Annotated in this window: 23 protein-coding genes and 1 riboswitch; of the genes, 5 read left to right on the top strand and 18 right to left on the bottom strand. The window is 42.3% G+C overall.

The window, feature by feature from the left end; genetic code table 11:
* Nucleotides 1–166 precede the first annotated feature (166 nt).
* Nucleotides 167–1,021, top strand: a complete 855-nt coding sequence (locus BM181_RS09440; protein WP_075444337.1) for a PD-(D/E)XK nuclease family transposase — start codon at nt 167–169, stop codon at nt 1,019–1,021.
* A gap of 49 nt (nt 1,022–1,070) precedes the next feature.
* Here BM181_RS09440 and BM181_RS09435 read toward each other — a convergent pair whose 3' ends face one another.
* The 15 genes from BM181_RS09435 to BM181_RS09370 form a co-directional block, all read right to left on the bottom strand.
* Entirely contained in the window at nt 1,071–1,241 is a 171-nt protein-coding gene (locus tag BM181_RS09435; protein WP_256211343.1) for a toxin-antitoxin system HicB family antitoxin, read from the bottom strand.
* A gap of 121 nt (nt 1,242–1,362) precedes the next feature.
* On the bottom strand, nt 1,363–2,418 hold the full coding sequence (locus BM181_RS09430; protein ID WP_075444331.1) for an acyltransferase family protein: 1,056 nt from the start codon (nt 2,416–2,418) through the stop codon (nt 1,363–1,365).
* 202 nt (nt 2,419–2,620) lie between these two features.
* On the bottom strand, nt 2,621–3,649 hold the full coding sequence (locus tag BM181_RS09425; protein ID WP_075444328.1) for an acyltransferase family protein: 1,029 nt from the start codon (nt 3,647–3,649) through the stop codon (nt 2,621–2,623).
* Between the two features lie 46 nt (nt 3,650–3,695).
* Nucleotides 3,696–4,757: a glycosyltransferase gene (locus tag BM181_RS09420; RefSeq protein WP_082336256.1), complete on the bottom strand. Its 1,062-nt coding sequence runs from the start codon at nt 4,755–4,757 to the stop codon at nt 3,696–3,698.
* Nucleotides 4,757–5,116: an LbetaH domain-containing protein gene (locus BM181_RS15000; protein ID WP_082336255.1), complete on the bottom strand. Its 360-nt coding sequence runs from the start codon at nt 5,114–5,116 to the stop codon at nt 4,757–4,759. Before BM181_RS15000 ends, BM181_RS09420 begins: the two co-directional genes overlap by 1 nt.
* A 222-nt stretch (nt 5,117–5,338) precedes the next feature.
* Nucleotides 5,339–6,751 carry a lipopolysaccharide biosynthesis protein gene (locus BM181_RS09410; RefSeq protein ID WP_256211345.1) on the bottom strand — a complete coding sequence of 471 codons (1,413 nt, stop codon included), beginning with the start codon at nt 6,749–6,751 and terminating at the stop codon, nt 5,339–5,341.
* A gap of 50 nt (nt 6,752–6,801) precedes the next feature.
* Complete coding sequence (locus tag BM181_RS09405; protein ID WP_075444322.1) at nt 6,802–8,190, bottom strand: O-antigen polymerase; 1,389 nt, start codon at nt 8,188–8,190, stop codon at nt 6,802–6,804.
* 26 nt (nt 8,191–8,216) lie between these two features.
* Nucleotides 8,217–9,350: a glycosyltransferase family 4 protein gene (locus BM181_RS09400; protein ID WP_082336254.1), complete on the bottom strand. Its 1,134-nt coding sequence runs from the start codon at nt 9,348–9,350 to the stop codon at nt 8,217–8,219.
* A gap of 146 nt (nt 9,351–9,496) precedes the next feature.
* On the bottom strand, nt 9,497–10,597 hold the full coding sequence (locus BM181_RS09395; RefSeq protein ID WP_082336253.1) for a glycosyltransferase: 1,101 nt from the start codon (nt 10,595–10,597) through the stop codon (nt 9,497–9,499).
* A 51-nt stretch (nt 10,598–10,648) separates the two neighbouring features.
* Entirely contained in the window at nt 10,649–11,401 is a 753-nt protein-coding gene (locus BM181_RS09390) for a glycosyltransferase family 2 protein (protein WP_075444316.1), read from the bottom strand.
* A gap of 264 nt (nt 11,402–11,665) precedes the next feature.
* Nucleotides 11,666–11,818: a hypothetical protein gene (locus BM181_RS15310; RefSeq protein ID WP_177207191.1), complete on the bottom strand. Its 153-nt coding sequence runs from the start codon at nt 11,816–11,818 to the stop codon at nt 11,666–11,668.
* Nucleotides 11,808–12,512, bottom strand: coding sequence for a sugar transferase (locus BM181_RS09385; RefSeq protein ID WP_075444313.1), 705 nt, complete (start codon nt 12,510–12,512; stop codon nt 11,808–11,810). Before BM181_RS09385 ends, BM181_RS15310 begins: the two co-directional genes overlap by 11 nt.
* Before the next feature lie 17 nt (nt 12,513–12,529).
* On the bottom strand, nt 12,530–13,798 hold the full coding sequence (locus BM181_RS09380) for a DegT/DnrJ/EryC1/StrS family aminotransferase (protein WP_075444310.1): 1,269 nt from the start codon (nt 13,796–13,798) through the stop codon (nt 12,530–12,532).
* A 102-nt stretch (nt 13,799–13,900) separates the two neighbouring features.
* On the bottom strand, nt 13,901–15,562 hold the full coding sequence (locus BM181_RS09375) for a polysaccharide biosynthesis protein (protein WP_256211342.1): 1,662 nt from the start codon (nt 15,560–15,562) through the stop codon (nt 13,901–13,903).
* A 205-nt stretch (nt 15,563–15,767) separates the two neighbouring features.
* Entirely contained in the window at nt 15,768–17,117 is a 1,350-nt protein-coding gene (locus tag BM181_RS09370; RefSeq protein WP_075444307.1) for a GumC family protein, read from the bottom strand.
* Between the two features lie 182 nt (nt 17,118–17,299).
* Here BM181_RS09370 and BM181_RS09365 point away from each other — a divergent pair, with 182 nt between their 5' ends.
* On the top strand, nt 17,300–17,686 hold the full coding sequence (locus BM181_RS09365) for a helix-turn-helix transcriptional regulator (RefSeq protein WP_075444304.1): 387 nt from the start codon (nt 17,300–17,302) through the stop codon (nt 17,684–17,686).
* A gap of 123 nt (nt 17,687–17,809) precedes the next feature.
* Complete coding sequence (proC, locus tag BM181_RS09360) at nt 17,810–18,592, top strand: pyrroline-5-carboxylate reductase (protein ID WP_082336251.1); 783 nt, start codon at nt 17,810–17,812, stop codon at nt 18,590–18,592.
* Between the two features lie 360 nt (nt 18,593–18,952).
* Here the strand turns inward: proC and BM181_RS09355 are convergent, their stop codons facing one another.
* From BM181_RS09355 to BM181_RS09340, 3 genes are all read right to left on the bottom strand, one after another.
* Nucleotides 18,953–19,654: an L-ribulose-5-phosphate 4-epimerase gene (locus BM181_RS09355; protein ID WP_075444301.1), complete on the bottom strand. Its 702-nt coding sequence runs from the start codon at nt 19,652–19,654 to the stop codon at nt 18,953–18,955.
* Nucleotides 19,655–19,670: 16 nt separating this feature from the next.
* Nucleotides 19,671–20,189: a hypothetical protein gene (locus tag BM181_RS09350; RefSeq protein WP_177207189.1), complete on the bottom strand. Its 519-nt coding sequence runs from the start codon at nt 20,187–20,189 to the stop codon at nt 19,671–19,673.
* 395 nt (nt 20,190–20,584) lie between these two features.
* A complete protein-coding gene (locus BM181_RS09340; RefSeq protein ID WP_075444382.1) occupies nt 20,585–22,390 on the bottom strand; it encodes a M48 family metalloprotease in 1,806 nt (601 codons plus the stop codon).
* Nucleotides 22,391–22,951: 561 nt separating this feature from the next.
* Between BM181_RS09340 and BM181_RS09335 the strand changes: the two genes are divergently transcribed.
* Complete coding sequence (locus BM181_RS09335) at nt 22,952–24,487, top strand: SLC13 family permease (protein WP_173372973.1); 1,536 nt, start codon at nt 22,952–22,954, stop codon at nt 24,485–24,487.
* 712 nt (nt 24,488–25,199) lie between these two features.
* A riboswitch (TPP riboswitch) is annotated at nt 25,200–25,303 on the top strand.
* 57 nt (nt 25,304–25,360) lie between these two features.
* Entirely contained in the window at nt 25,361–26,821 is a 1,461-nt protein-coding gene (gene thiD, locus BM181_RS15775) for a bifunctional hydroxymethylpyrimidine kinase/phosphomethylpyrimidine kinase (RefSeq protein WP_075444291.1), read from the top strand.
* Nucleotides 26,822–26,823 lie beyond the last annotated feature (2 nt).

Here is a 26,823-nt window from a genome sequence, read left to right as displayed (position 1 = left end):
CAAGACGACGATGCACTCGGCCATTTAACGGAAAAACATACGTTGTACCGCTTATCTTTATATAGAATCTACGTTCCTATTGTGATATAATATTTGTGGAAACATTTGTTTGTAAAGTAAATCACTTGCACCACATCTTACATTTTTTTATAATTGAAGAAGGAAGGTGACTCAAACGGCAACGCAAGAGGAACTGCGCCGGCAAAGAAACCTGGCGCGAATCAAAAGATTCAAGTTATTAGACGATACCTTTTTCAACAGTTGTTTCGATGGATACCCACAAGGAATGGAATTGCTCCTGCGCATTATACAAGGACGTGACGATTTGCAAATCGTGGAAATGGTTACGCAAAACACAGTTCCCAACCTATATGGGCGCGAGGTTCGTTTCGACGTTTTTGCTAAAGACTCACAGGGAACCGCGTATGACTTTGAAGTCCAGCGCAGTGATGCTGGTGCTGTTCCGCTCCGAGCCCGCTACAACAGCAGCCTGCTCGATGCCATGGAAGTGCAAAAAAGCACCAATTGGAAGGATCTACCAAAAACCTGCGTCATATTCATCACAGAACATGATGTGCTACAAGGAAACCAACCAATCTACCACATCCGGCGTAAAATCGAGGAAATGAACAATTCCACCTTCCATGACAATGCCGATATCATCTACGTAAACGCAGCACATCAAGCCGACGATGCACTCGGCCGTTTAATGCATGATTTTCACTGCACCAATGCAGATGACATGTATTATCCTGAATTAGCGCAACGAGTAAAATTCTACAAAACCAACGACAAAGGAGTGAGCAAAATGTGCGAAATCATGAATGAGGTCTTAAACGAAGGACGCGCTGAAGGGCGTGCTGAAGGGCGTGCTGAAGGCGAACGCAACATGGAAATGACCATCGTAAAACGCATGCTCCTAAAACATAAACCATTAATCGAAATCATCGATGCCGTCGATTGGTCTAAAGAACGTGTCATCGCCTTCGCCAAAGAAAACAACATCCCAATCACAGAATAACAACAACTTTTCATCATGCAAAATGACGGGACACAATGCCCCGTCATTTTTATTTTCTCAATTTGTCTACACTCCGCCCCGAATCCGACTTCGGCATCTCCCCGAGCGCATACTCGCAACACTGCTGCACAAGATTATTTACTGATACATCCTGTGCCTTCGCCACCGCTGTAAGCCGCTCTAAAAGATCCGCCGGCAACCGAAATGTCTTATTCATCATTTCAGAATTCTTCTTAACTACAAACATGATATCACCTCATTACTCTAGCGTTTTAACTAAACAATTGTCTATAGCGTATTCACTCGACTGAATATTACGGTCTCAAATAAATATAACAAATTCAGCGATAAAAGAATATTTTTGCTATATAATGATTCTTATTCATTATTTTTCCTACAGTCGTAATAATAATCATAATTAAACAAGTCACAATAAGTGTTGATATAAATTCAAACAAAATACCGTACGAATGCAAAATATTGAACTGGTAATATTTCACTATATTACGATATAACGGGCCACAAATCTTTTCCAAAATAATTATATTCAATAGATATATATCTAATGTATATTGTCCTTGTTCTATTGCATAACATTCCAAGCTAGTACCTTTTAAACAAGGCATTATTTTATAAATAATCATCAATATTAAAAAACATCCAGATATTCCCATTATAATTTTTAATACATCTATCAAAACAATCCCAACAAAATCATATTTATTTATATCAAACGTGAAGGCTGACGGTTCATAAGGAATAATCCCAAACACTACAAACGATAGAATAAATATCATTAATACAAGCTTCCAATATCTAATACTTGTAGAAAAACTTTTTTTATAATAAACTGCCAACCAATAACCACCCACAAAAAACAAATACATAAAAAGTCCTTGGGCACCATATCCTATTTTAGGTATCGATACAAAAGGTATACCCAACAAAAAACATTTAGCATCATGTGAAAACGAACCACTACACCACTTCGATATAACTAAAATCATTACAGTATTAATAGCTAAATCTCCTAAAAACCAAACGCCATGTGCAGCTTCTAAATAATGCAATAAATCAAATTTCCCAGAAATACAAATTTTCAATATTCCAAAAGAAAGCATCGGTATTATCAACCCAAGCAATCGTGTTTTTAGTTTATTATCTATATAGTATTTTCTACCATATTTTCTTAACGATTTAGCAAAAAAGTAACCACATATCCCCATAAACAATGGCATATGAAATGTATATATAAATCTAAATATATAATCATCATTAGGATTTACAAGTAAACATGTTTGTTGGACAACATGCCCCCACAATACACAAAAGATCGCAAAGAATTTTACAATATCAAGATACTTATTTCTTTTTGGTTGCAGCTCTACAGAACGCATATTCTTTTAGATCATCCTCCGATTTAATACTATTCACTAAAGAATATCCAAATGTATATTTCGTGATTGTCAATATACATCTCCCAAACTATTACTCATCTCAACCTATCAATAACAGTCATTTGTTTCATCATCTATTGATGAAAGCTACATGTCTAATTAAATACCCATAAATCTAACAACATAGTACGATAACTGCACATCATTTTAAGTATTTAGCGATTTTCCAATCCAAGCGATATGATAAACTGCATATAACAAATGATAAAATACTTACTATAATAAATTTATTTAAGCTACCTATATCAAAATCAAGAAATAACATACATACAAGTGTCAATAATATAGTAATATCTTTATGCACTAAGTATATACCTGTAGATAAATTTCTATATGATTTATATTTATCTATATCACTAATATAGTGTAACAGAGCCAGCACAAAAAAAACAATAAATATAGGTAGTACAATAAACATTGAACCATCATCAACAAATGATTTGTCTCGAAGTGCAAATAACTCAACCAAATATAACAAATATACAATAATACACCGATAAAACAATGATCTTTGGTTATAACATCTTTTTTTATAAGCATTCCAAGCATATTTTCCTATTAACACCATAATCAGCCCATAATGAAAAACATTTCTAAAAGAAGAAAACACTCTCAAATATAGTATAAATAATGTCTCTAGCGGAGTATCTTCAACTATAAAAAAGTATGAATTTCCTAATAATCCTATTGCATATAAGCCAATAGCTATAACCCAAATAAATTTATCACTCAACTTTAATTTATATTCTAAAAAGAAATCCAACCATACAGCTAGCAAAATAGCCTGAAGATACCATAATGCACCTAGCGGATAAAAAAATACTGATTGAATACAATGAAATAATATATGCGTTATATCTATCCCCTGATAATACCACAGAATAATATTCATAAAGATTGCAATAGGTTCAAAGACAATAATCATCATTCCAATTCTCTTAGAGAAGTCAAGTATTGCCAATTTCCGTTCTTTTCCATTATCTATTTTTTTTTCAAGAAGAAAAATGCTTACCACCATAAAAAAAGGGACAGCCAATCTAAATACACTACGATTAATCCACCAATACAAACTCGGATATTCTGAAAACAAGTGAGTATGAATACCTACAACACAAAAGCAAAAAAATAATTTCATTATATCAACATACGAATAATATTTTTTATTTATCATATAATCCCCATAATATACAATACCATACTACCCATAATAAACCATACTAAAAAACAATTTTTTTCCACTTAATGTATATCGAATTTTCATTTAATGTTTCTCTTATATTAATTGCCTCAATAGCAATTTTATTTGCCTCATCTTGATGTGAAATAACCCACAGCATAGCTTTTACTAGTTCTGTTTTAGAACCAACTTTTACAAGAATTCCATTTTTATAAGATCGTATAATCATTCTTGCGCCACCACACGGACAATCTGTACATATCACAGGCAATCCTATAGCCATTGCTTCTAACATAGAATTTGAAATCCCCTCGTAATCTGAGCTAGAAACATAACACGTGGCATCTTTAATCACCTCATGAATATTCTTTGTAAACTTTTTTATCATGCAACATTTTTCTAACGAATGTTCAGCAATATATTGTCTTAACTTGTCTTCCAATTCACCTTCACCATATATTGACAAATGATAATCTGGGTGATATTTATATACATCTTTAAATGAATCGATTAGCAAAAATAAATTTTTTTGATTATTAAATCTGCAAAAATTCACAAATTCTTTTCTTCTTTTGCCAAAATAAGGATCTATCAAATTACTATTAATTGGATTTGGAATACACAAACACTTTCCAGGATTTATATAGTTAAAATAGTCTTTCGCTTCTTCCGTCTGAAAAACGATTTTATCTGCAAATGGATAAAAAAACTTTCTTAATAAATCAATTTTTAATGAAGCATTTCTTCGCGGATCATTTCTCTCTGATATGATTACTTTGTGTTTTAAGAATGCAGAAGAAACAATACTATAAATGTTAGGTTTTGGTAAAAACGAAATAAGTGCAATTACTCCAGATTGTTTACAAAAGGACCGAATTTGTTTCATCCACCAAATATCTCTTAAAATTCTATTGTTGAACTTTGATTTCAAAAGTATCAAATCACAACCTTCTGGAATATCATATGCAACTATATTTTCAAACACAATAATTATAGGATGCAGTCCATCCTTAGAAAACTTTTTTGCTAAAGTTAACATAACTCTTTCTGCTCCGCCACCTGCTAGAGAGCGTATGACAAATATTATTTTTTTCATAACCATCACTTTATCCTATTTGTAATATATAATTCTGTCGCTCTATCTTTCCTATGTACAACCCCTGGATTTCCTATAACAATAGAATGATCCGGTACATCAAAATTCACAAAAGAATTAGCCGCAATCAATACATCATTACCAATTTTTATATTCCCAATAACAGTTGAGTTCAAACCAATATATACGTCATTACCAATTATCGGTGCACCACCATTATCTCCCTTAATATTTCCGATTGTGCAACCTTTTAATAATGTCAGATTTTTCCCAGCAATCACTTGTGAATTAATGGTAATATTATATGGGTGAATCATTAGAATTCCGCCTGATATATTTACAGTTTCCGGGATTTCTATCCCCATCTTCCCTGCGTGAATACTATAATAATGCCGATATATTCTTTTTAAAAGTGAGCACTTAGCATCTTATGATTTTCTAAACCAAAACAACGACATAAATGCATGATTTTTTCGCATTTTAAACATTATACTATATAGGTTAACTCCATGCTTTCCCGAAAAGCGATAATAATCTTTTTTAATTTGGTTTATATATTTTTCCTGCATATAAAACGACCTCATATATTATTCACTTCGTATTTTCTTATAAAAAGCCAATAAGACTTTTTTCTTTGCAAAAAGCATTAACATCATTATAAATAAAATTAGATATCTAACAACTACATACGGAATTAAAAATTGCGCAACAAGTGAAAAAAAAGCTAAAGCCACACATAAAATTAAAAATTTAATATATGGCATTTTTATTTTTATTTTCTCATTATTATATATAACTCTTTCCACGACAATCATATGAAAGAATCCATAACAAAAATAACAAAACAATGTCGTATACGCTGCAGCAATATATCCGTACAACTGTATGAAATAATAATTCAAAACAATATTTAACACAGCAGATGTGCATGTACACACCATAACGTACATACGTTTTTCAAAAAAATATTCTATATTAGCAAAAAAACCATATAGGAGCATAAACGCAATGCTAACTGCCACAGGATAAACAACATCTATTGCTTCTAAATATTTTTCTCCACCAACAATAAGCATCGCCTCTGGTGCAATGAAAAAAATCACTATTATACATATTCCCAAAAATGCAAATACTATAACATCCATTGATAATACATTATTAAAATTTTTCCGTTTCAATTCTCTATACATCCAAGGAATATATGCATTATTTACACTTTGAGTTACTATCATTCCCAACATTCCAATTGTATATCCTATCCCATATAAAGCAGCTTCTTGAGTTCCAACTAATGCTCCAATCATAATTTTATCAGCCTGACTTAATATTATTTGTGATAAATAATGAGGGATTAACGGCAAGTTAAATCTTAAAGCATAAATCCAGTTACTAAAAATGATGTTCCTTTTTATATATTTCAAATTATATGGCAACAACCCAATAACAACAACCATTTGTGTTAAAACTATCCCCAACACTCTTCCTATAGCGCCATCATTTCTTATTGTAATTATCAACACACCTAATAACTGACTTACTACGCTTATGATAATAGTAACAAAAACCAACTGCTTATATTTATACTCAAATCTTTGATAGGAAGACCACAATAAAACAATCGTTGTTAGTAATATCTCCAATAACATCAACATCATAAAATATGTATTCATCCCTAACAACGAGTTTATGCTATTTCTAAACAATATGTAAAGAAAAACGGAACATCCCCACAAACATAATACCAATAGTTGATACGATGCTAAAATCGATCTTCGCTCTTCACTATTGACAGATATCATAGATTTATTAAATACTGCCTCTGTTAGTTTAAATGTTATACATATGGATAAGATCTCCATCCATGATATGTATATTATATATAACCCATATTCTTCTATTGTCATCAGTCTTGTAAATATAGGTGTAGTTATAAAAGAAATACTTCGTTGTATAATGCTGCATAGCAAAAACCATACTGACGCTTTAACTGCAATTGACATCATCTTATATTTTTTTATTATACTGAATAACATTATAAATAGCCTCTATACTAACATCTTTTCATTGTCCTTGCAGTTCTATTTACTACCAAAAATATAATAAGTAACGAAGTAAAATCTTTCACAAATTGCGAAGCATAATCTCCCCCAATAGCAAAATGAAAATAGACAAATAGAACACCAACATAGAATGTTGGAATGAAAACGACGCGTTTTTTCATAGAGTGATATATATTAAGTATTTTCCTCCCAATCATACCTATCATAAATCCATATAAACATACAAAAAAAACACCGCCACTATAAAATGCTTCTCCGACCACCCCCGAAGGTATTTGAATCAAACCCGGTACACCAGCTATAAAAAAAGAATTATAATATGTTAATGTTAGAGGCTTACTTATATCTAATAATTTAGATGGGATAATATTCATCAAAATACAAATTGGCTCTAAAAAATATCGTGGAGTATATTCATCTGTTGCAACTTTAAAAATACTAACATGTAACGAAAGGAAATAGTGGGTTGTAGACTGAAAAATACTACTAAAAATCCCATCTAGAGAACTCGCATCATATCTAGATGATGACATCAAATAATCAATATAATCTGAATACACCTGCGTAAATCCACCACCTTGAAAACTACCAAGTGCAACTAACAGAGGTCTGTACATCACCAGCATAAAAATGACAATACCAAAAATCTGAAGTACTTTTACATAATTATATCTTAAATGATCAACATCTGTTTTTCTTATATAATCGCCAATAATTAATGTCAAAAAGAACGTCAATAATATTCCTCTACCACCGTTAGATATAAGTATCAACAATGAAACAATTAATGAATATACTAATATTGAATATCTTTTTTCTTTTCGACATCTATCAATTAATAGATAAACCGCAAATGGTGCACAATTATACAACTTATTAATAAAATCATATGTTCCTGTCTCTGTTTGTATTAGACCTTCTCTTATATTGGCAATATTAAGCATTACAGTCGTAAGCCCCCCAAATAGAGAGCAATATAACAAAAACAACACCAAACATATAATTGATATAGATAAAGACAACCTCTTTGTGAATCGTCTCTCATTCTTAAATTGAACTACACAATCAATCTCATTGTCTTTTTTCCTTTTTCCAAGTTTTATTTGTGATCCTATTATAAAAGAAACGTAAAATATAATTATACATAAATAAGCGTAATATAGAATTTCATTAGAAAATACATTAAAATTAATAAAAATTGCATATTTCGATCTAGAACCATACTCTTCAAAACAAGTATACACAATCCCCGGTATAGCATAGTATACCAGCAATCCCATATCAATCATAAATCTCGGATCGACAAAAGGAGTTCTTTTCCGAAATATAATTGATATAATCAATATCATCGTGAACAATAAATACAAAAGACCGATCATCTTATCCCCTCATCAATCGAAAGATATTATTCACTTTCAATTATCTTTTTAAACATTGCATAACACCAATCAAATTCTAGTTCTTTTTTTCTAAGCAATTCCTTTTCCAGCAACGAGTTATATTGTGACTTATCATAGATAAGTTCACTTATTTTCTTCTCTAAGGAATCTACACTTAGATCAAACAAAGCTTCTTCTAATGGTAATATCTCTGGAATCCCTCCACTTTTGCTTGCAATAACCGGTACTCCCATAAATAAAGATTCCATTATTGTATTAGGACATGAATCTGCTCTCGATGGTACCACCGACAAATCAACTTCTGATAAAAATGAATTAGGTTCATTAATCCTACCCAGGAAAATAATCCGACTACATCCCTTATATTTCTCTTTATATTTTTCAATAAGTTCTCCATCCCCTGCTATAAATGCAATAACATCTTCTCCACGTTTTATTAACCTATACGCTGCCTCCAAAAAAAGGTCACACCCCTTTCGAAGATCTCCAAAACCGTTAATACTACCAATAACAAAGCTATTACCATTTTCTCGATTACTGCAAGCAGATACTTGTAATTCTTTTTCCCAAGATGGATTTACATTGTTTATTTGCACTTTTATCTTTTCTTTTAACTTACGGATAAAGAATTTATGTCTTTTTAATATCATTTTTTTATCATATTCACATTGAACAATTATTCTTTCAGCAGCAATCATTGTAATGAACTCAGCAAATAATAATAATTTAATTTTTATGTATGCTATTACTTTATTTCTATTATTTCCATTTAATATAATTTTCTCATAACCTATTAAATCTTTTCGGACCATTAAACAAATATGTGGCACTCTAAGTAACACCAACCATAACGTAGGAGGTACATCAAACGAAATCAAATAATCATATTTAATCTTCTTTAAGCTTAGTAAATATTTCCAATTTAAAAGCGCATATCCCAACTCATTTTTAGCAAATCTACTATGATGCATAGAAATATGCCTTATTGGTTCCCTAAAAGATAGTCTTTCATCTCCAGACATAACGGTCAAATCACATAATCGACATAAGCCCCTTGCCAATTCTTTAAATCTTTTTACACCTCCAGTTTCTTTTATTTTACCCAATTGTGCTGATGAATATAATATCATTTTTTTCATATCTATAATATTAACCCTTTTATCAAAGAAGTCTCTTATAGACTTCGATAGACCATTACATTTTGAATAACGTTATCATTATCTACTATTGTCTTTGACAATTATTCTACACCAATTCTCCCGACTATTTTTTAGAATTTACAAATCTAATCATTTCTATTTTTCCAACCATAAAACATTTTTTCAGCATCAGAAAAGCATTTATTTATGTCATATTTTTCAATCACATATTTTCGTCCTTCTTCCCCCATTCTTTTTCTTACTAACGGGAAATCATAAAGGTATTTTATGGCTTTTACTAACGCCTCTACATCGCCACTTTTTACTACTATACTAGATTTACCTGGACAAGTTGCTTCCATAAGCCCTGGCAAATCTGATATAACCACCGGACATTCACACGCTTGCGCCTCTACTGCAGAAACCCCAAATGACTCTGACCTAGATGGAATTACCGCACAATCCATATTAGCCCATTCTTTTGCAGCATCTTTCTGCGAAATAAACCCTAACCAACTAACACAATCTCTAATCCCTAACTCTAATGCCATTTTTTTATACACTGTCTCATGAGATCCTCGTCCTGCAATCCTTACTTCTATGGGAATATATGGATATTTTTTCCTAATGATTGCTACTGACATCAACAAATAATCTATTCCATATTCTGGCGATAAGGTTTTAACTGTCCCTATGACGAACTTTTCTTTATCCTCTCTATACCGCAATCCACCATTAAATAGATTCGTGTCTACACCAAATGGTACTATTGAAAATTCTCTCGATGTATATTTAGACGCTTCAATTGCCATTGCTTTACTCGTGGAGCACAAAAAACAAGCTCTATAAAGGATAAATTTTATCAAAGCTTTGTGTATAAAAGATTTATTAGGAAACGAGTATATGTCTGACCCCCATACAAACAGAAAATATTTTTTTATTCTCGATAGCGCAGCCATGGCTCCATAACTAGATGCGTAATGTACTGCTATTATATCCGGGTTAATCGCCTGTATAATCGATTCTATTTTTTTCACCCTAGTGAAATACAATATCTTTTTAATATCTCTCGACGATACATCTGCCCTAGTCTGTAAGCAATAAACGTCAGCCATGATATTATCATCTGCTGGTGTCAAGGAAATTACCGATACTTTATGTCCACGTTCCGAAAACCATTTGCACCATTTTAAAGTATGATAATTATTAGCTGGAGCTAAAAATACAATGTTCATTTTATCTATCATACCTAGATAATTCTCCCATCCAATGTAACAGATACAATAAAAGCGATTTTACTATTTAAGATGAAAAATCTTTATTATTCCCCACCAACATATATGCCAAATTGATGTAAAAATTGATAGATGTTCTATATCTCTATACAATATCCACGTATATTTCAATAGGGATATTTTATTGCTAGATATAGAATTTTTCCTCAAGCGATATTTCATTAGTATTTCCGGAAATCCATATATATTTTCTTTTTTCAACATAGCTAGCCACAAGGCATCGTCATTTCTCTTACGAATATTCGGAACTTGAAATTTCCCCATTTTACTAACATCATACATAACTGTTGAATTTCCCACAGGACAATCTAATAAAAGACGATTATAGTCTGTTTTAGGAATTGCATGCAAAATTTTTGTAGTATCATGACCATCCTCTGTCATTTGTTGATAAGATGTACTTGTAAAGTAATATTTATTTTTCTCCATAAAATTTATTTGCTTTTCCAGTTTATCAGGCAGCCACAAATCATCACTATCCAAAAAAGCTATATACTGACCATTTGCCAATTCCATAGCCTTAGTACGGGCTATAGCAGCACCGCTATTTTTTTCTAGGCAATAATATTTAATTCTATTATCCTTTTGTAGATAATTTCTTACTATCGTTCTAGTATCATCTTGCGAACAATCATCCACAATTATCATTTCCCAATTTTCATAGGACTGATTTTGTACAGATTCAATTGTTTCAGCAATAAACTTCGCACAATTATATGTAGGTGTAATAACCGACACAAGTCCACGAATGCACATTCTATTTCACGCTCTCTTTGACGGATATTTTTAAATCATCTTATTCTGACGATAAAACTAGCATTTTACTTTCTTCTAGATTTTTATTCAATTCTTAATACTACATTTACTTTATGTAATATACGATTATTATCAAATTCTTTTATTATTTCTCGAAATTTATATAGTACATATATTATCATTATAAGAAAACGCCCTATAAGCTATATTCAACTTACAATAAGCTCTTCTAAAGCCAAAATACTTAATTAAATAATCATGGAATCATGTAGCATGATTTATATTCCGTTCCCCATCCACAAAGTAAAGCTTGTCATCAAACATTTGCTCCATTTTTGTCATTTCTATATTAATAGGTTCATGAGGTTTACTAGTTGCTAGAAACACATATTTATAATATTGCCAGCTATTGCCCATTTACCTTACTCCTTATATACTCACCTAGTATTTTCTTTGCCTGTACCTGCTTCGCTTTGTATTCTGCCTGACTGACCTTGTTCTGACGTAACAACCACTCGCCATAATCCTCACTTGTTTCCATGCCATCAGTGGCAATGTCTTCCTGCCTGCTGACCTTAAATACAGTTCTCCAGATGATGCATAGATCTTTACAAAGAGTAATCTTTTGGATGTAGGCCAAATCGTAAGCAAAACGCTCTTTCCACCCGCTATTGTTACGCCCATTAATCTGTGCAAGGCCAGTGAGGCCTGGAGTGACGTCCTGTCGATGCATCTCCTCCTCATTGAAAAAGACCATATCACGCACCAACTGTGGACGCGGTCCGACAATACTCATATCTCCTTTAAGGATATTCCATAGTTCCGGCAATTCGTCCAAACTAGTAGCACGAAGTTTGCGACCAAAATCAGTCATGCGTTCTTCATCCGGCAAAAGATTCCCCTTTTCATCTTTGTCATCCGTCATGGAACGGAATTTATACAAGCGAAAGAGCTTTTTGTTTTTCCCAGGTCTTATCTGCGAGAAAATCACAGGACTGCCGAGATTTTTCTTAATCTTCCATGCCAACCATAACAACAAGGGGCTTAATAGCACTAGCGCTAAGGCTGACGCTGTTATGTCAAACAACCGCTTGCCATATTTCTGATACAAATAATCACCTCATAGGCTCACAAAAAACATTTATGAATCACTTCAATAATTCTGTCCTGTTGTCCGATCGTCATCTTATTGTCACTAGGCAGACACAATCCCCGCTGGAAGATATCTGCACCCACGTCTATGCCGCTGCCGGCGATATAGGCATTACTTCTGCCACGGCCATTGCCTTCTTTGGTGATAAAAGCATTTGTCCGGTAAATCGGCTGCATATGCATAGGTTTCCAGATAGGGCGGCCCTCCGCATTGATTGCTGCCATAGCATCCAGGATTTCCTGCGGTGAGCTTTTGCCGCTTTCGTGTTTGTAAAGGTATTCCTGTTCGCCTCTGACCTGCGGAGCCATTGCGTCTTTGTCGATAATCAGGCAGGACAGCCAAAAGTTCGGCTGGCTGTTTTCTTTATCCCAGGGATTCATCTTGACAGGCAGGTCAGCAAGACCTTTTTCATAGCGTTCATAGATGGCTTTTTTCTGCGCAATATGCTCGTCAAGATACGGAATCTGGCCACGAATGATACCGGCAATGATGTTGCTCATGCGGTAGTTGTAGCCGATTTCTTCATGCTGATACCACGGTGCTGCCTCGCGGCTCTGCGTCGACCATTTTCGTACCTTGTCGGCATCTTCTTTGCTGTCGGTCAGGAACATACCACCGGAGGAACCCGTGATGATTTTGTTGCCGTTGAAGCTGATGGCATTGAAATTCCCCAGTGTACCAGTTTCTACCCATTTGCCGTTCAGCTTGTATTTTGCGCCTAAAGATTCGGCCGCATCCTCTACAATCAGTGCACCATGCTTATCACAGATTTCTTTTATCTGCTGCATTTTGCCTGGCGTACCATAGAGATGCGCAACAATCACGAGTTTCACATCCGGGTACATTTCGAAAGCCTTAGCCAAAGCTTCGGGGCACATATTCCAGGTATCATATTCCGTATCGATAAATACGGCCTCACCGTCTTCATAGGCTACCGGATTGATGCTGGCATCAAAGGTACAGTCAGAGCAGAACACTTTATGCCCCTGCAGGGTGCCTGCATTCGGTCTTGCCTGTCCATAGAGCTTTTCGCCAGCGAGTTTCGTTGCTAAATGCAGGGCGGCCGTGCCTGCAGACAGGGCTACCGCATATTTGCAGCCGACATATTCGGCAATCTGTTCTTCCACGGCATTGATATTGGCACCTACAGTAGATACCCAGTTGGTACGGATGGCTTCATCTACCCATTTCTGCTCGTCGCCGTGCATCGTGGGAGAGGAAAGCCAGATTTTGTTGGTTGACATTAGTAAAAAAGCCTTCTTTCATAATTGTTTGAAACGGATACAGCTTTGAACCTCATCCGGCCCTACGGGCCACCTTCCCCATAGGGGAAGGCTTTTCATACGTCACACTTCTAATTGTTTACTTTTGTAGGTAGGTATCATATGTTTGAGGGTTTTGAGAATAACCTGTTTGTCCGTCGTTTCTTTCAACGTCTGCAAGCTTTGCTGCAAGTCTGATTCATCCAAGGGCTGAATCTGTGCCTTGAAGATTTTCTTGTGTTTGGTGCTCGTAGTGCCTTCTTCACTGGTGAGTAGTTCTTCGTAAAGCTTTTCACCAGGTCTGAGGCCCGTGTAGATGATCTTGATGTCTTTGCCTGGCGTAAGTCCATGGAGACGGATCAAATCTTCTGCCATATCCTTGATTTTTACGGGCTTGCCCATGTCAAAGAGGAATACTTCCCCCCCTTCGGCCTGACTGCCCGCTTGCAGGACAAGCTGCACAGCCTCAGGAATCGTCATGAAGAAGCGCGTCATATCCTTGTGCGTGACAGTTACGGGGCCACCAGCAGCTATCTGTTTTTCAAAGAGAGGCACGACACTGCCACGGCTGCCAAGAACGTTGCCGAAGCGGACGGTTACGAACTTTGTCATGCTGTGCTGATTGATTTCCTGCAGGACAAGCTCAGCTGTACGTTTGGTAGCCCCCATGACACTTGTCGGATTTACGGCCTTATCCGTCGATATAAGGACGAAAATCTCTGCATGATTCTGATCCGCTAATTCGGCTACATTCTTGGTACCAAAGACGTTATTGCGGATGGCTTCATCCGGCTGGATTTCCATAAGCGGCACATGCTTATGGGCTGCGGCATGGAATACAACCTGTGGCTGGAATCTTTCAAATACCCGTGCCATGCGGTCTTTGTCCGTGATATTGGCAATGACCGTATGATAGATTTGCTCAGGGAATTTGCGTTTGAGCTCCTGATGGATTTCATAGATACTGTTTTCCCCACGGCCAAGCAGGATGATTTCCCTAGCTCCTACGCGGCTAATCTGCCGCGAGATTTCCGAGCCAATGGAGCCGCCAGCACCTGTGATAAGTACCGTTTTGCCTGCGATATAATTGGTAATCTTGGCAAAGTCCAAATGAATGGGATCACGCCGCAGCAAGTCTTCCAGCTGGATTTCGCGCATCTCGCCCATGCTGACTTCATCACTGACCATTTCGTAGATACTTGGCATGATGCGGACTTTGACACCCGTATTACGGCATTGCAGGTCAATATGACGGATGGTATCACCATCTGCGGATGGAATAGCAATAACTATTTCATCAATCTTATTTTTCTTGACGACATCTGACAGTTCATTGATGGTTCCAAGTATAGGAAACCCTGCCAGCCTGCCTTTTTGTTTCTTCTCATCATCATCGACAAAGCCAATGATTCTAGTGGTAGCATTATCATTTTGCTCCAACTCTCTTACGAGCATCGCCCCGGCATCACCAGCACCTACGATTAGAAGATTTTCTTTCTCCCCTTTGGATTCGGTTACCAAATCAAGATTTATCTTAAACATCAGCCGGCTGGCACCGATAGCACCAATGCTTAGCAGCCAGTTTAAAATCAAGACACTGCGTGGCACTTCCAGCGATAACATCACCGTGATGATGAAAACAGCCGCCTGCGATAAAGTAACTGCACCAATAATGGCAACCAAGTCGCGCATGCGGGCATAATGCCAGATGCGATGATACATCCCATAGAAATAGAAGATTACCAAATTCAGCAGCACCATCCATGGGAGACAGCTGCGAAAGGTAACAAACTCCTTAACAGGAATCGTCCCCTCAAAGCGCAAAAGCAAGGCCAATATCGGAACGATTCCCAAAATGATTGCGTCTATCAAGATTAATTTGAATTTGTCTCTTATTTGTTGCAGATAGTTCAAAATATGCCTCTCTTTTCCCGTTTTTGTACTCTTGTTGTTATGCTTCTCGTTTGTACCAGACAAGACCATAGCCAAAACTTAGCAGGCAGCCAATGACAAAGCCGATTGCAACGATGAGTGCTTTATGCGGTGCAGCTGGTTTGTCTTCATCCGGCAAATTGGCAGCATCGATGACCTGAATATCCATGCTTTCCATGGCTTCCTGGATTTTATCCTGCTCACACTGCTGGACAAGGCTCGTATAGATCTGCTGCTTAATTTTGGCATCGCTTTCGAGTTTTATATAATCCATCATGCCCTCTGGCAGCTTGGCGATTTCACCTTCTTTTTCCGCTTTTTTCTCGCGGATAGCCTTCTCACTGGCACTCGCCGCACTCGACTGAGCCTGCGCCACTGCCTGGTTCTTCAGCAATTCCATCTGCGCAGCATTGAGACTGGCCGCATTGGAATTTACGATGGCACCGACTTCGTCTGTTAGTGCTTGATTAAGCTGGGAAAGCTGCTGCTGTGCTGTGATTACCGATGGGTGATTATCTGTATATTTCTGCCGTGCGCCGACGAGCTCGACTTCCTTGGCTACAATCTGGGCGCGGATATTCTGTACCGTGCTGTTGTCGTTGATGTTGTAGCTGCGTGCACCAGCCTTCTGCTCGCCGAGTTTCTGCGTTGCGACGTCATACTGTGCCTCTGCCGACTTCTGCATGACCTGCATCTCGCCGATGGTTTTGTCAAAGGCTGCTAGTTGCTCAATCGCGGCCTTTGCCTGGTCACTCGGACTGTACAGCTTATGCTCACGCTGGAAGGCAGCCAGCTTTGCCGCCGAATCATCAACATCCTTTTTGGCATTTTCAATGCGGTCGTTAAGGAACGTGACAAGGAGGCTCTGCGTCTGCTGGCTGTTTTCAGTCTGCATCTGCAGGAAGTTATCCACCACCCCCTGCGAAATCATCTGTGCTTCCTCCGGCGTACGGCCTGTAGCTGTTACCGTGATAAGGTTGGTCTGCTTCGTATTCTCGATTTTGAGATTCTTCTTGGCAAAATCTTTAGCTTCCGGCTTCTTCTTTTCATCGGGCCACTCAATCTGGTCGATAATCGGGTCTAAGACACGGCGTGACTTCATCAGCTCGATATAGTTGAGCGGCGAGGCATTCGAGCTGCTGCCACCAATATTTATCCCCATCGCGGCAGCCATTGCAGCAGCACCACCAAGGTCATTGCCTGCCGTACGAGTCTGCACCATTGTCATAGACTCGTACTGTTTTGGCAGGATAAAGGCCGTACCAATAGCCAGTGCCGTACAACCGGCAATGATACCGCCTACTACCTTCCGCCGCTCCAGCATGATCTGCATGAGTCTTTCCAGGTCAATGCTCTCTTCGTGTTCCATATCGTTACGTCGCTCCTTTAGTTTCGTTTTGTTAATTCATTTTGCACTACGTGTCGTATCGCAACTTCTATTATATGTTTCAATCCGAAGCAAGTCAATAATTTGCATTTCAATACGGCGCAAAATCGTATTTTCCAGAAAAGATTTCATATAATATAGGAAGATTTTGGGATAAGGTCGTGATGGTTATCAATAAACATTTGCTGGAATGGCGCGAATTGCACGATTTGAAGCAACAGCAGGTTGCCGATGCGATTGGCGTCAGCCGTTCTACCTATGCAAATTACGAGGCAAGCAAGCGGTCACCAGATATCGAGACGCTGACGAAGCTGGCCGATTTCTATGGCATAACGCTTGATGCCCTGGTTGGTCACAAAGCGAAACAAACCAGCGAGATGACACTGCCACCGCTTGCCCGGCAGATGCTGCAGAGTTTCTATAAGCTATCGAAACATATGCAGCAACGTTACGCAGCGCATATGGCACTAGATGTGGAGCTTGAATCCGGTGCTGGTGTAGCAAAAACTTCATACGATACTGTGGCCGAGAAAAACACAGACAAAAAATAGGCATTTCGATTGCATGAACATCGAAATGCCTATTTTCTTTACCTAAAACGGTTTGTTTATGATATAATTGTAACTATTGTATTGTACAGTAAAACAACCAGCTATATACAGGAGGTTATCGCAATGAATAAACTCGGTTTTATCGGCATGGGCAATATGGCGCAGGCGCTGGCTGAAGGTTTTATCAAGGCAGGGGCTATCGATAAAGCGAAGGTCTTTGCCTTTGCACCGAATCAGGCAAAACTGAAAAAGAACAGTGAGCGCATCGGCTTTACGCCGTGCGCGACGCTCACTGAGCTCGCCGCAGCAGCTGATACGCTCATCATGGCATGCAAGCCGTATCAGATCGAATCCGTACTTGCCGAGCTCGGCAATAAGCTCGATGGCAAGGCGCTGATTTCGATTGCTGCCGGCTGGGATTACGCCAAATATCAGCAGCATCTAAAGACCGCAACACGCCTGCAATTCATCATGCCGAATACCCCCGCCATGGTTGGCGAGGGGGTGCTATTGTTTGAGGAAACAAATTCGCTAAACGCTGGCGAGCGTGCCAAAATCATGCAGCTTTTTGCCGCCGTCGGGCTTGTCCAGGAACTGCCGAGTTCGCTTATGGGCATTGGTGGCACGGTCACAGGCTGCGGCCCGGCCTTCGTCGACCTCATGATCGAGGCCTATGGCGATGCTGCGGTAAAATACGGCATGAAACGCGCCGACGCCTATCGGCTGATTTCCCAGATGATTCTCGGCTCGGCCAAACTGCAGCTTGCCACTGGCGAGCATCCGGGCGTACTCAAAGACAACGTCTGCTCCCCAGCCGGCACTACCATCCGCGGCGTCACGGCACTGGAAGAAAACGGCTTCCGCAATGCCTGTGTGAAATCTGTTGAGGCTATTATGGAGCGCTGAAAATATTCGCATACAGAAAAAACCGCAGGGTAACCACTCCCTACGGTTTTTTCGCATAGCTTTATTCGAATCATTTAGCTGGTTTTAGTATATCAATTTTACACCAAAAGTCAAGCTATGCTATAATATCGTTGCCGTGTGTACCTTTCTCCCAGAAAAAAGAGAAAGGAGGCATAGACTTGTTCGAATCATTTATAGTCTCTGTCCTGGCAGGCGTAACCAGCTACTACATCTGCAAATGGCTGGATAAGAGACTCTAATACGCATGGCAGCCTCAGTGCCGAAGAGAATTAACCAACTCTTCTCATGCACTGAAGGGGTTGTGACAAAATGCGAAAGCATTTTGTCACAACCCCTTTTTTATTTTTTCCTTTGTCCGTAGTAGGCATTCGGGCCGTGCTTACGCAGGAAGTGCTTGTCGAGCAGGGCCTGGGGCATGGGGTCACGGTCGCCGGTGAGCATTTGCGTGTGGAATGCCATCATGGCTACTTCTTCGAGCACGACGGCATTGTGGACGGCGTTCATGCAGTCCGTGCCCCAGCAGAAGGGGCCGTGGTTCTTGACAAGGACAGCGGGTACATAGTCGGGATTGATGCCGTACTTCTTGAAGCGCTCCACCGCTACGACACCCGTATTGTATTCGTACTCGCCCCGGATCTCTTCCTCGGTCATATCGCGGGTACACGGAATCTCGCCATAGAAATAGTCACCCTGCGTCGTGCCATAGGCGCGCACGCCCTGCCCTGCCTGGGCAAAGATTGTCGCCCAACGCGAATGGGTATGCACGACACCGCCGATATGGGGAAATTCTTTATAGAATATACGGTGGGTCTCGGTATCCGAGGAAGGATTGAGCTCTCCTTCGACCTTGTTGCCTTCAAGGTCAACGACAACCATATCCGCAGGTTTCAGCACATCGTACTCCACGCCTGACGGCTTGATGACGAACAGTCCCTTGTCCCGGTCGATGCCTGAGACATTGCCCCAGGTAAAGGTAATCAGATGATGCTTTGGCAGCAGCATATTGGCTTCATAGACTTTTTGTTTGAGTTCTTCGAGCATTATATTTCCTCCCCGTTCATTCCGTCAGCTCGTAGCGCGCGATTTCATTGGTCTCACGGTTCGCACCGATGATAATGTCCTTGCCTTCATAAATATAGTGTAGCACATTCGCTGCGCCGCGGCCACGGTCGAGCTCCTGAGTCTCATAGCCATCTTTCCCATAGGTAAAGTCGCCCTTGCGGTTGCCGATGATCCAGGCCGGCTTGCCGCAAATATCGCCGCCGAAAATCGCATGGAGGAATTCGAGTTTTTCCGGATGCGTATAGGCCAGCTCGAATCTGTCATTCTTTTTTTCATAGATGTTCACGGTATCGCCATGGAACGGCGCAATCGCACATAGCTCCTCCTCACCGTCGCCATTGAGATCCATAAGCACCGCATCGCTGGCCGCATCGGTGATAAGCTCCTCGATGCGCCACTCATCCCCTGCCGCTTGGGGCGGGAATACCTGGAGCACGCCGCCATCGAAGGATACGATGCCGCTCGTCGAGCCATCCTTTTCCATATGACGGTAATAGCCATGGCTCTTGAGCATATTGTCCTTGATTGGCGTAAGCTGGAGTTGGTTGTCATCATTAAGTTGTAGAGGAGCTCGATTTCGTTGCAGTCCGCCTGGAAGTCGGTCCAAACATCCCAGTGAATCGGGACAACCACCTTGCACTGAAGGTTTTCAGCCATACGCAGGATATCGATGGACGTCATCTTGTCCTGCATACCGATTGGGTTCTCGCCAAACGAGCCAAAAGCAACATCGATGTCGTAATCCTTGCCATGTTTGGCAAAGTAAATCGAGAAATGCGAATCACCAGAATGGTAGATGTTGCCGCCCGGCGTCTTGAGCAGGTAGATTACCTGCCCTGGCGCCAATGCGGACGAAATAAAAAACCTCCGCGCCAACGGCGTGGAGGTCATAGAGATAAACGAAACGCTTTAAGACTTGGCTGCGGATTTCTTTTCCGCAGCTTTTTTGTCTTTGTGGTCCTTATTCCATTGTTGTTCGTACTTCTTCCTGGCGTCTGCCTTCTCTTTCTGCAGCGTCTTGTAGTCCTTGTCACTGATCTGCGACAGATATTCCTCGGGGATCACGCGGAAAGCCTTCGGACGCAGCCGGTAGAATTCCTGATAGTTCGCCAGAGCCTCAGCCTGCTGGCCAAGCTCCTCATAGATCTGCGCACTCATGAGCCAGCCATAGGGATTCGCCTTATCGACTTCCTTAGCCTGCATCAGATCGGCCAGTGCCGCTTCGGTGTTGCCCATCATATGGTAGACATCAGCCCGGTTCAGATAGTTATAGACATTCTTGCTATCCATAGTTACGGCTTTGTCTAAATCTTGAAGTCCCGCTGTAAAATCCCCGGCAACGGCCTTGGCGCGGCCGCGGATCGCATGATTTTCCGCTTCATTCTCGGGATTGCGGGCAGCAAAGACACGGCGCATCTGGAACAGGGCGCGCTCGCCCTGCCCATAGTCACTGTACGTATCGCCATTTTCCCGCATCTTCTTGACGAACTTGGCGTTGGCAGCCAGCACGGCCTCGCGTTCACCCTGCAGTGCCTGCTGCCTTGCCTGGGCAGCCGCTTTCATCTTCGTACGGGCACCGCTTGCGCTCTCCCCCGCATAGGCAGCTGTCACGAGCGCCTGCAAGCGCTCGCCAGCCCGCTCCGTGCGCAGGAATCGCTGCAGAGCCTCGTTGACTCGCGTCTTTGCCAGGCAGGTCACATTGCCATCGCCATCGGAACGGAACTCCCAGCCCGCCGGCGAATCGTAGTCATGGAAGGCCTTGGCAAGCGCTCCGGCCACAAAATAGGCATTCTCCAGGGTATTGTCATACTCGCCGTCCCAATCAACGCTCAACAGTTTTTCGCCATCAATATAGATGTCCTTGCGGTCTTTGACCGTCACATGACCACAGCCATAATCGGTCATCATCTGCGCCAGCTTCTGCTCACGTTTATCCGTATCGGGATGGTCGTTATAGTTTTCCTGCTCCTTGAGTTTCGGGTCAGGGTCCTGGTATTCGAGGACATTCTGTGTCTCATAGGTCAGATAGCGGGCCATGCGGGCCATGGCCGCTGCGCCGCCGCCCGGATTGAAACCGGCACTCGTCATGATATAGAAGCCGCCCGCATCGGCATCGTACTCCGTCGGCAGCGTCACATTCTTGGCAATCGAGTAATTGGCCAGTGCATTGAGCTTGTTCCAATCCGCTACGCCTGTGTCCATATTCAGGAAAGCCATGCCATAGTACTGGGCCACAGCCTTGGCGTAGTTATGCGCGCTATGCTGCTCAATGCCATGCGTCATCTCATGCGCCAGCACGGCCGCCAGCTCATCGGGCTCCAGATTCAAGCCGCGCACGAGCGCCTTGTTGATACTCACATAGTTGGTTGGATAGCAGGCCGCATTGAAATCCTTGCTATTGTTGACCGTCCAGCAAAAAGGCAGACTGTTGGCCTTCAATACATAGTCGCCTTTATCCACCAGCTGACGCATGACACGATTGACCACCTGTACATCATTGCTATTGGGATCGATGCCATTTTGCTGGATATCCTGCCGCTGGCTCTGGATCTGTGCCTGGGCATTGTTGCCAAGCTCCAGTATACTCGACAGGCTCGACTGATATGCCCCCAGCACACCGAGTGCCTGGGCCGCAATCGCCCAGGCATCTGCCGCCTCAGCTTTCGGCAGCGATGTGCCTCCTATACCAATCATCATAACTCCTGACAAAATCATAGCCGTCAGGCAACGTTTCCAGCGCTTGCTATAACGCAAAGAAATCACCTCATCTCTTTTGGAATCTATCCTTATTTTAGCACAGGCGGCTTGAAAAAATCGTGAGAAACAGAAAAAACTTTTACTTTTTGTCTTTTCCGTAACCTGAGTTACATACTCTTTTCATAATGACCGATTATAATAAACTTGTCGATGAGAGATATACCTGGTAATCCCCCAGGGGTACGATCTCATTGGCGTCCCTAAACAAGAAGGTTTTAATCCCACCCTTCTTGCTTCCCATTTCTCAAATTTTTTATCATCCCTTCCCAGGAAGCCCGTGAAGTACAATCCCACTTCACGGGCTTCCTCTTTTCATGCCCCTCTGCTTATTTTCATTATTGCTGAATAATTATCTTAATTTTCATACTATGCCCAAATAGAATCGAACCAATCAGTCTGGGCTATTGAAAAAATACTGAATTTTATTTATGATAGAAATATAATAAATTGTAATAACAATTTGTGGAAATCATTCTATTGCTTCATATCATAAAAGGAGGCGCATGTATCTTGGACAAGATGAGTAAAGAAGCACTTGCCGTCAAGCGGGCCGAGCAGGCCTTTGACCGCAAGCGCCGGACTATCGGCCTGTTCGGCGGACCCATCCTCGCACTCTTGGTCTTTCTGACCCCGATTGCAGGACTGACTGTACCAGCCCATAAGCTGCTGGCAATCATGGTACTCGTGGCTATATGGTGGATCACAGAGCCCGTACCCATTCCGGTCACCTCGCTCATCGGGCCGACATTGGCGGTCGTGACTGGCGTCGTGCCAGTCGGCACTGCGTTTGCCGCCTTTGCGAACCCGATGATTTTCCTGTTCATGGGTGGATTCATCCTGGCCAAGGCCATGATGACCCATGGCCTCGACAAGCGCTTCGCCTATTGGCTGCTCTCGCGCTCCTGGGTCGGCTCGAACCCCAAGCGTATCTTCCTGGCCGTCGGCCTTGCCGCCGCGCTCTGCTCGGGCTGGGTCAGCAACACGGCTACGGCAGCCATGATGTTCCCGATCTGCTTGGGCCTTTTGACGTCCATCAAGGAGATGTTTGCCGCCAATGGCCGTGAGATCGACCTGCACGAATACAAATACGCTACGGGCCTCATGCTGATGACGGCCTACTCCTGCTCGATTGGCGGCGTATTGACGCCTATCGGCACACCGCCGAACCTCATCATGCTCGGTTTCCTTGACCAAATGTGTGACATCCATATATCGTTCTTTGAGTGGATGACCTGGGGCTTCATCGCGATGGTCGTCTATTTCGTCATCGCAGCCTTCGTACTGTCGCGCATGTTCCCAGCTGATGTCGAGCGCATCGATGGCGCGGATACCTTCATCAAGAACAAACTTGCCGAGCTTGGCGGCTGGACACTCGCACAGAAGAACACATTGTTCTGCTTTATCGTGGCCGTTACCCTCTGGGTAACGCCGGGCATCCTCTCGATCGCCCTTGGCAGCACCGATCCGACACTCAAGATGTACAACAGGCTGTTCCCGGAAGCCGTCGCTGCCATGGCCGGTGCTCTTATCCTGTTTGTCCTGCCGGTCAACTTCGAAAAGCGCCAGTTCACGCTCAAATGGCAGGAGGCCATGGAAGGTATCGAATGGGGCACGCTGATCCTGTTCGGCGGTGGTCTTGCCATGGGTGGCATGATGTACAAGACCGGCCTTTCGCAGTGGGTCGGTGACCTCATCGTCAGCTCGATGGGCGGTGCTCCGTCACAGGTTGGCATGGTCGCGATCTTCTCCGTCATGGCCTTGCTGCTCTCTGAGCTCACGAGCCATACAGCAGCTACGAACATGATTGGCCCACTGGCCATCACAGCAGCCGTATCGGCTGGCCTTAGCCCCGTTCCGGTATCGGTCGGCATTGCGCTGGCGGCATCACTCGGTTTCATGCTGCCAGTATCGACACCGCCTAATGCAATTGTCTATGCCTCAGGCTATATCCCCATCACTAAGATGATCCACACAGGTGTCATCATCGACGTCGTCGGCATCGCCTGTGTCACGATTCCGCTGGTTATCTACTTCGTCAGCTGGGTCGTCGGCTAACTTAGTGTAAAATATTTCTCGGTCAATTGTTTGCAATAGAAAAAGGTAGAACTACTGGACACCACTAAATTCTACACCTAATCCCGAGGCACTCAAGCCTCGGGATTATCTTTTTGTATATGAAAAAGGACTGCTGCACGTCACATTACGTGCAACAGCCCCTATTTTCCCACGAAAAAAGCTGTGGTTGTTCAGGCCACAGCTTCGGTGCATTTGGAATCTCGCAAACTCCATTAGCTTGCCTTTATTATACCTCGGATTTACGCTTGCCGTCAATTCATGCTATACTAATACGCGGTGCGGAACCTCCGGCTAGAGGGAGGTGTTACATTTGGACCAAAATCTCGCAAACTTCATGGTTTCTGTTTTTGCAGGCATAGTCAGCCACTACCTCTGCAAATGGCTTGACAGCTAACCAACGCACCACGTAAAAGCCGCGCCGCAGGACTGTTCACCCTGCGGCAAAAAGGACTGCTGCTCATGCGGCAGTCCTTTTTACATAAACACGTCATTCATGTTATAAACCATCAATTCCACCAATGGCAATATGTCGGATCTGATCTTGGCCCGGAAGTAATCTTAAATTATATCTTTAATCATTAAATAACAAGCATATCTTTATAATACGGGGGAATTTTACCGAGAACTTCTTGACACATACGTCGGCTAAGCCTGCCTTGACAAAAATCCCCGCGCGGCGTAAAGTAGAGGCAAAACGATACACGGGAGCCTGCAGACAGGCTGAGAGGAAGTTATGCACTTCGACCGCACCTGATTTGGATAATGCCAACGTAGGAAAGTATGCAAAAAGATTCACAGGGACTATCCGAAATGGATAGTCCCTGTTTTTGTTGCCCCAAAGGAGGAATATCGATGTCACTAAGTCTCTGCCAGAACAACATCACCAAAGCCTGTGCGTTACGTAAGTCCCTGCCCCTCTATGCCATCACTGACCGGCGCTGGCTGGGCGATAAGCCCCTTGCCCAGGCGGTAAAAGAAGCCCTGCTGGGCGGTGTTACCATGATCCAGCTGCGCGAAAAAAATCTGGACGCTGACCGCTTCCTGCTGGAGGCCCAGAGAATCAAAGCACTATGCCATGCTTTTAACGTCCCCTTTATCGTCAACGACAATATCGGCATAGCTCTGGCCTGTGATGCCGACGGCGTACATATTGGCCAGCAGGACATGGCGGTAAAAGAAGCCCGCGCACTGCTAGGCCCGAATAAGATTTTAGGCGTTTCCGCCAAAACCACCGCCCAAGCCTTAGCAGCCGAAAACGACGGCGCCGACTACTTAGGCGTGGGGGCCGTCTTTCCCACCGACTCCAAAGCTGACGCCAGCGAAATAAGCCATGATGAACTGCAAAGGATCTGCACAGCCGTCTCCATTCCCGTAGTGGCCATCGGCGGTATAAATGAAAAAAATATCTCTAAGCTGCAGCATAGCAGCATATCCGGCGCTGCGGTCATCTCCGCCATCTTTGCCGCCCCGGATATACGAGCAGCAGCCACCCGGCTCCGCCAGCGTCTTTCCGCTCTCCTCACCAAAACTGCCTTGACCATTGCCGGCAGCGATGCCAGCGGCGGCGCTGGTATCCAGGCTGATCTGAAAACCATGCTGGCCTGCGGCGTCTACGGCATGAGCGCCATCACCGCCCTGACGGCCCAAAACACCACCGGAGTAGCTAGTGTATCCCCCTCTACTCCAGATTTTCTTTCCGCGCAGCTGGACAGCATCTTTGACGATATCTTCCCCGACGCCGTGAAAACCGGCATGGTCTTTTCCGCCCCCCTTATCGCTGTGATTGCCGGCCGGCTCCGCCAGCGCCAAGCCAAAAACATCGTGGTGGACCCAGTGATGGTTGCCACCAGCGGTGCCCGTCTATTGTCCACAGATGCGATTACCGCCTTAAAGGAACAATTATTCCCTCTAGCGACGCTGATAACCCCGAACCTTAAGGAAACCGAAGCGCTGACTGGACTTTCGATCACGAACAAGGCAGATATGGAAACAGCCGCCCGGAAACTCCAGGCGGCTTATGGTTGCAACGTACTATGCAAAGGCGGTCATCGCCCAACCGATGCCGACGATCTGCTCTATACAGCTGACGGCCCCTTATGGCTGCCCGGCCGGCGCGTGGACAATCCCAACACGCATGGCACTGGCTGCACCCTGTCTGCGGCCATCGCAGCCCACTTAGCCAAGGGATACAGCCTGCCCCAGGCCGTACAGGCAGCCAAGGACTATCTAACGGGAGCCCTAACGGCCGGCCTCAATCTCGGCCATGGCGCTGGCCCTTTGCATCATGGCTGGCAACTCTGTAAATTCCCTTGATA

This window comes from Pseudoselenomonas ruminantium, assembly GCF_900113715.1.
In the GTDB taxonomy this organism is placed as follows: domain Bacteria; phylum Bacillota; class Negativicutes; order Selenomonadales; family Selenomonadaceae; genus Selenomonas_A; species Selenomonas_A caprae.
The sequence above is the reverse complement of the archived record's forward strand: the minus strand, read 5'-3'. Positions and strand labels throughout refer to the sequence as shown.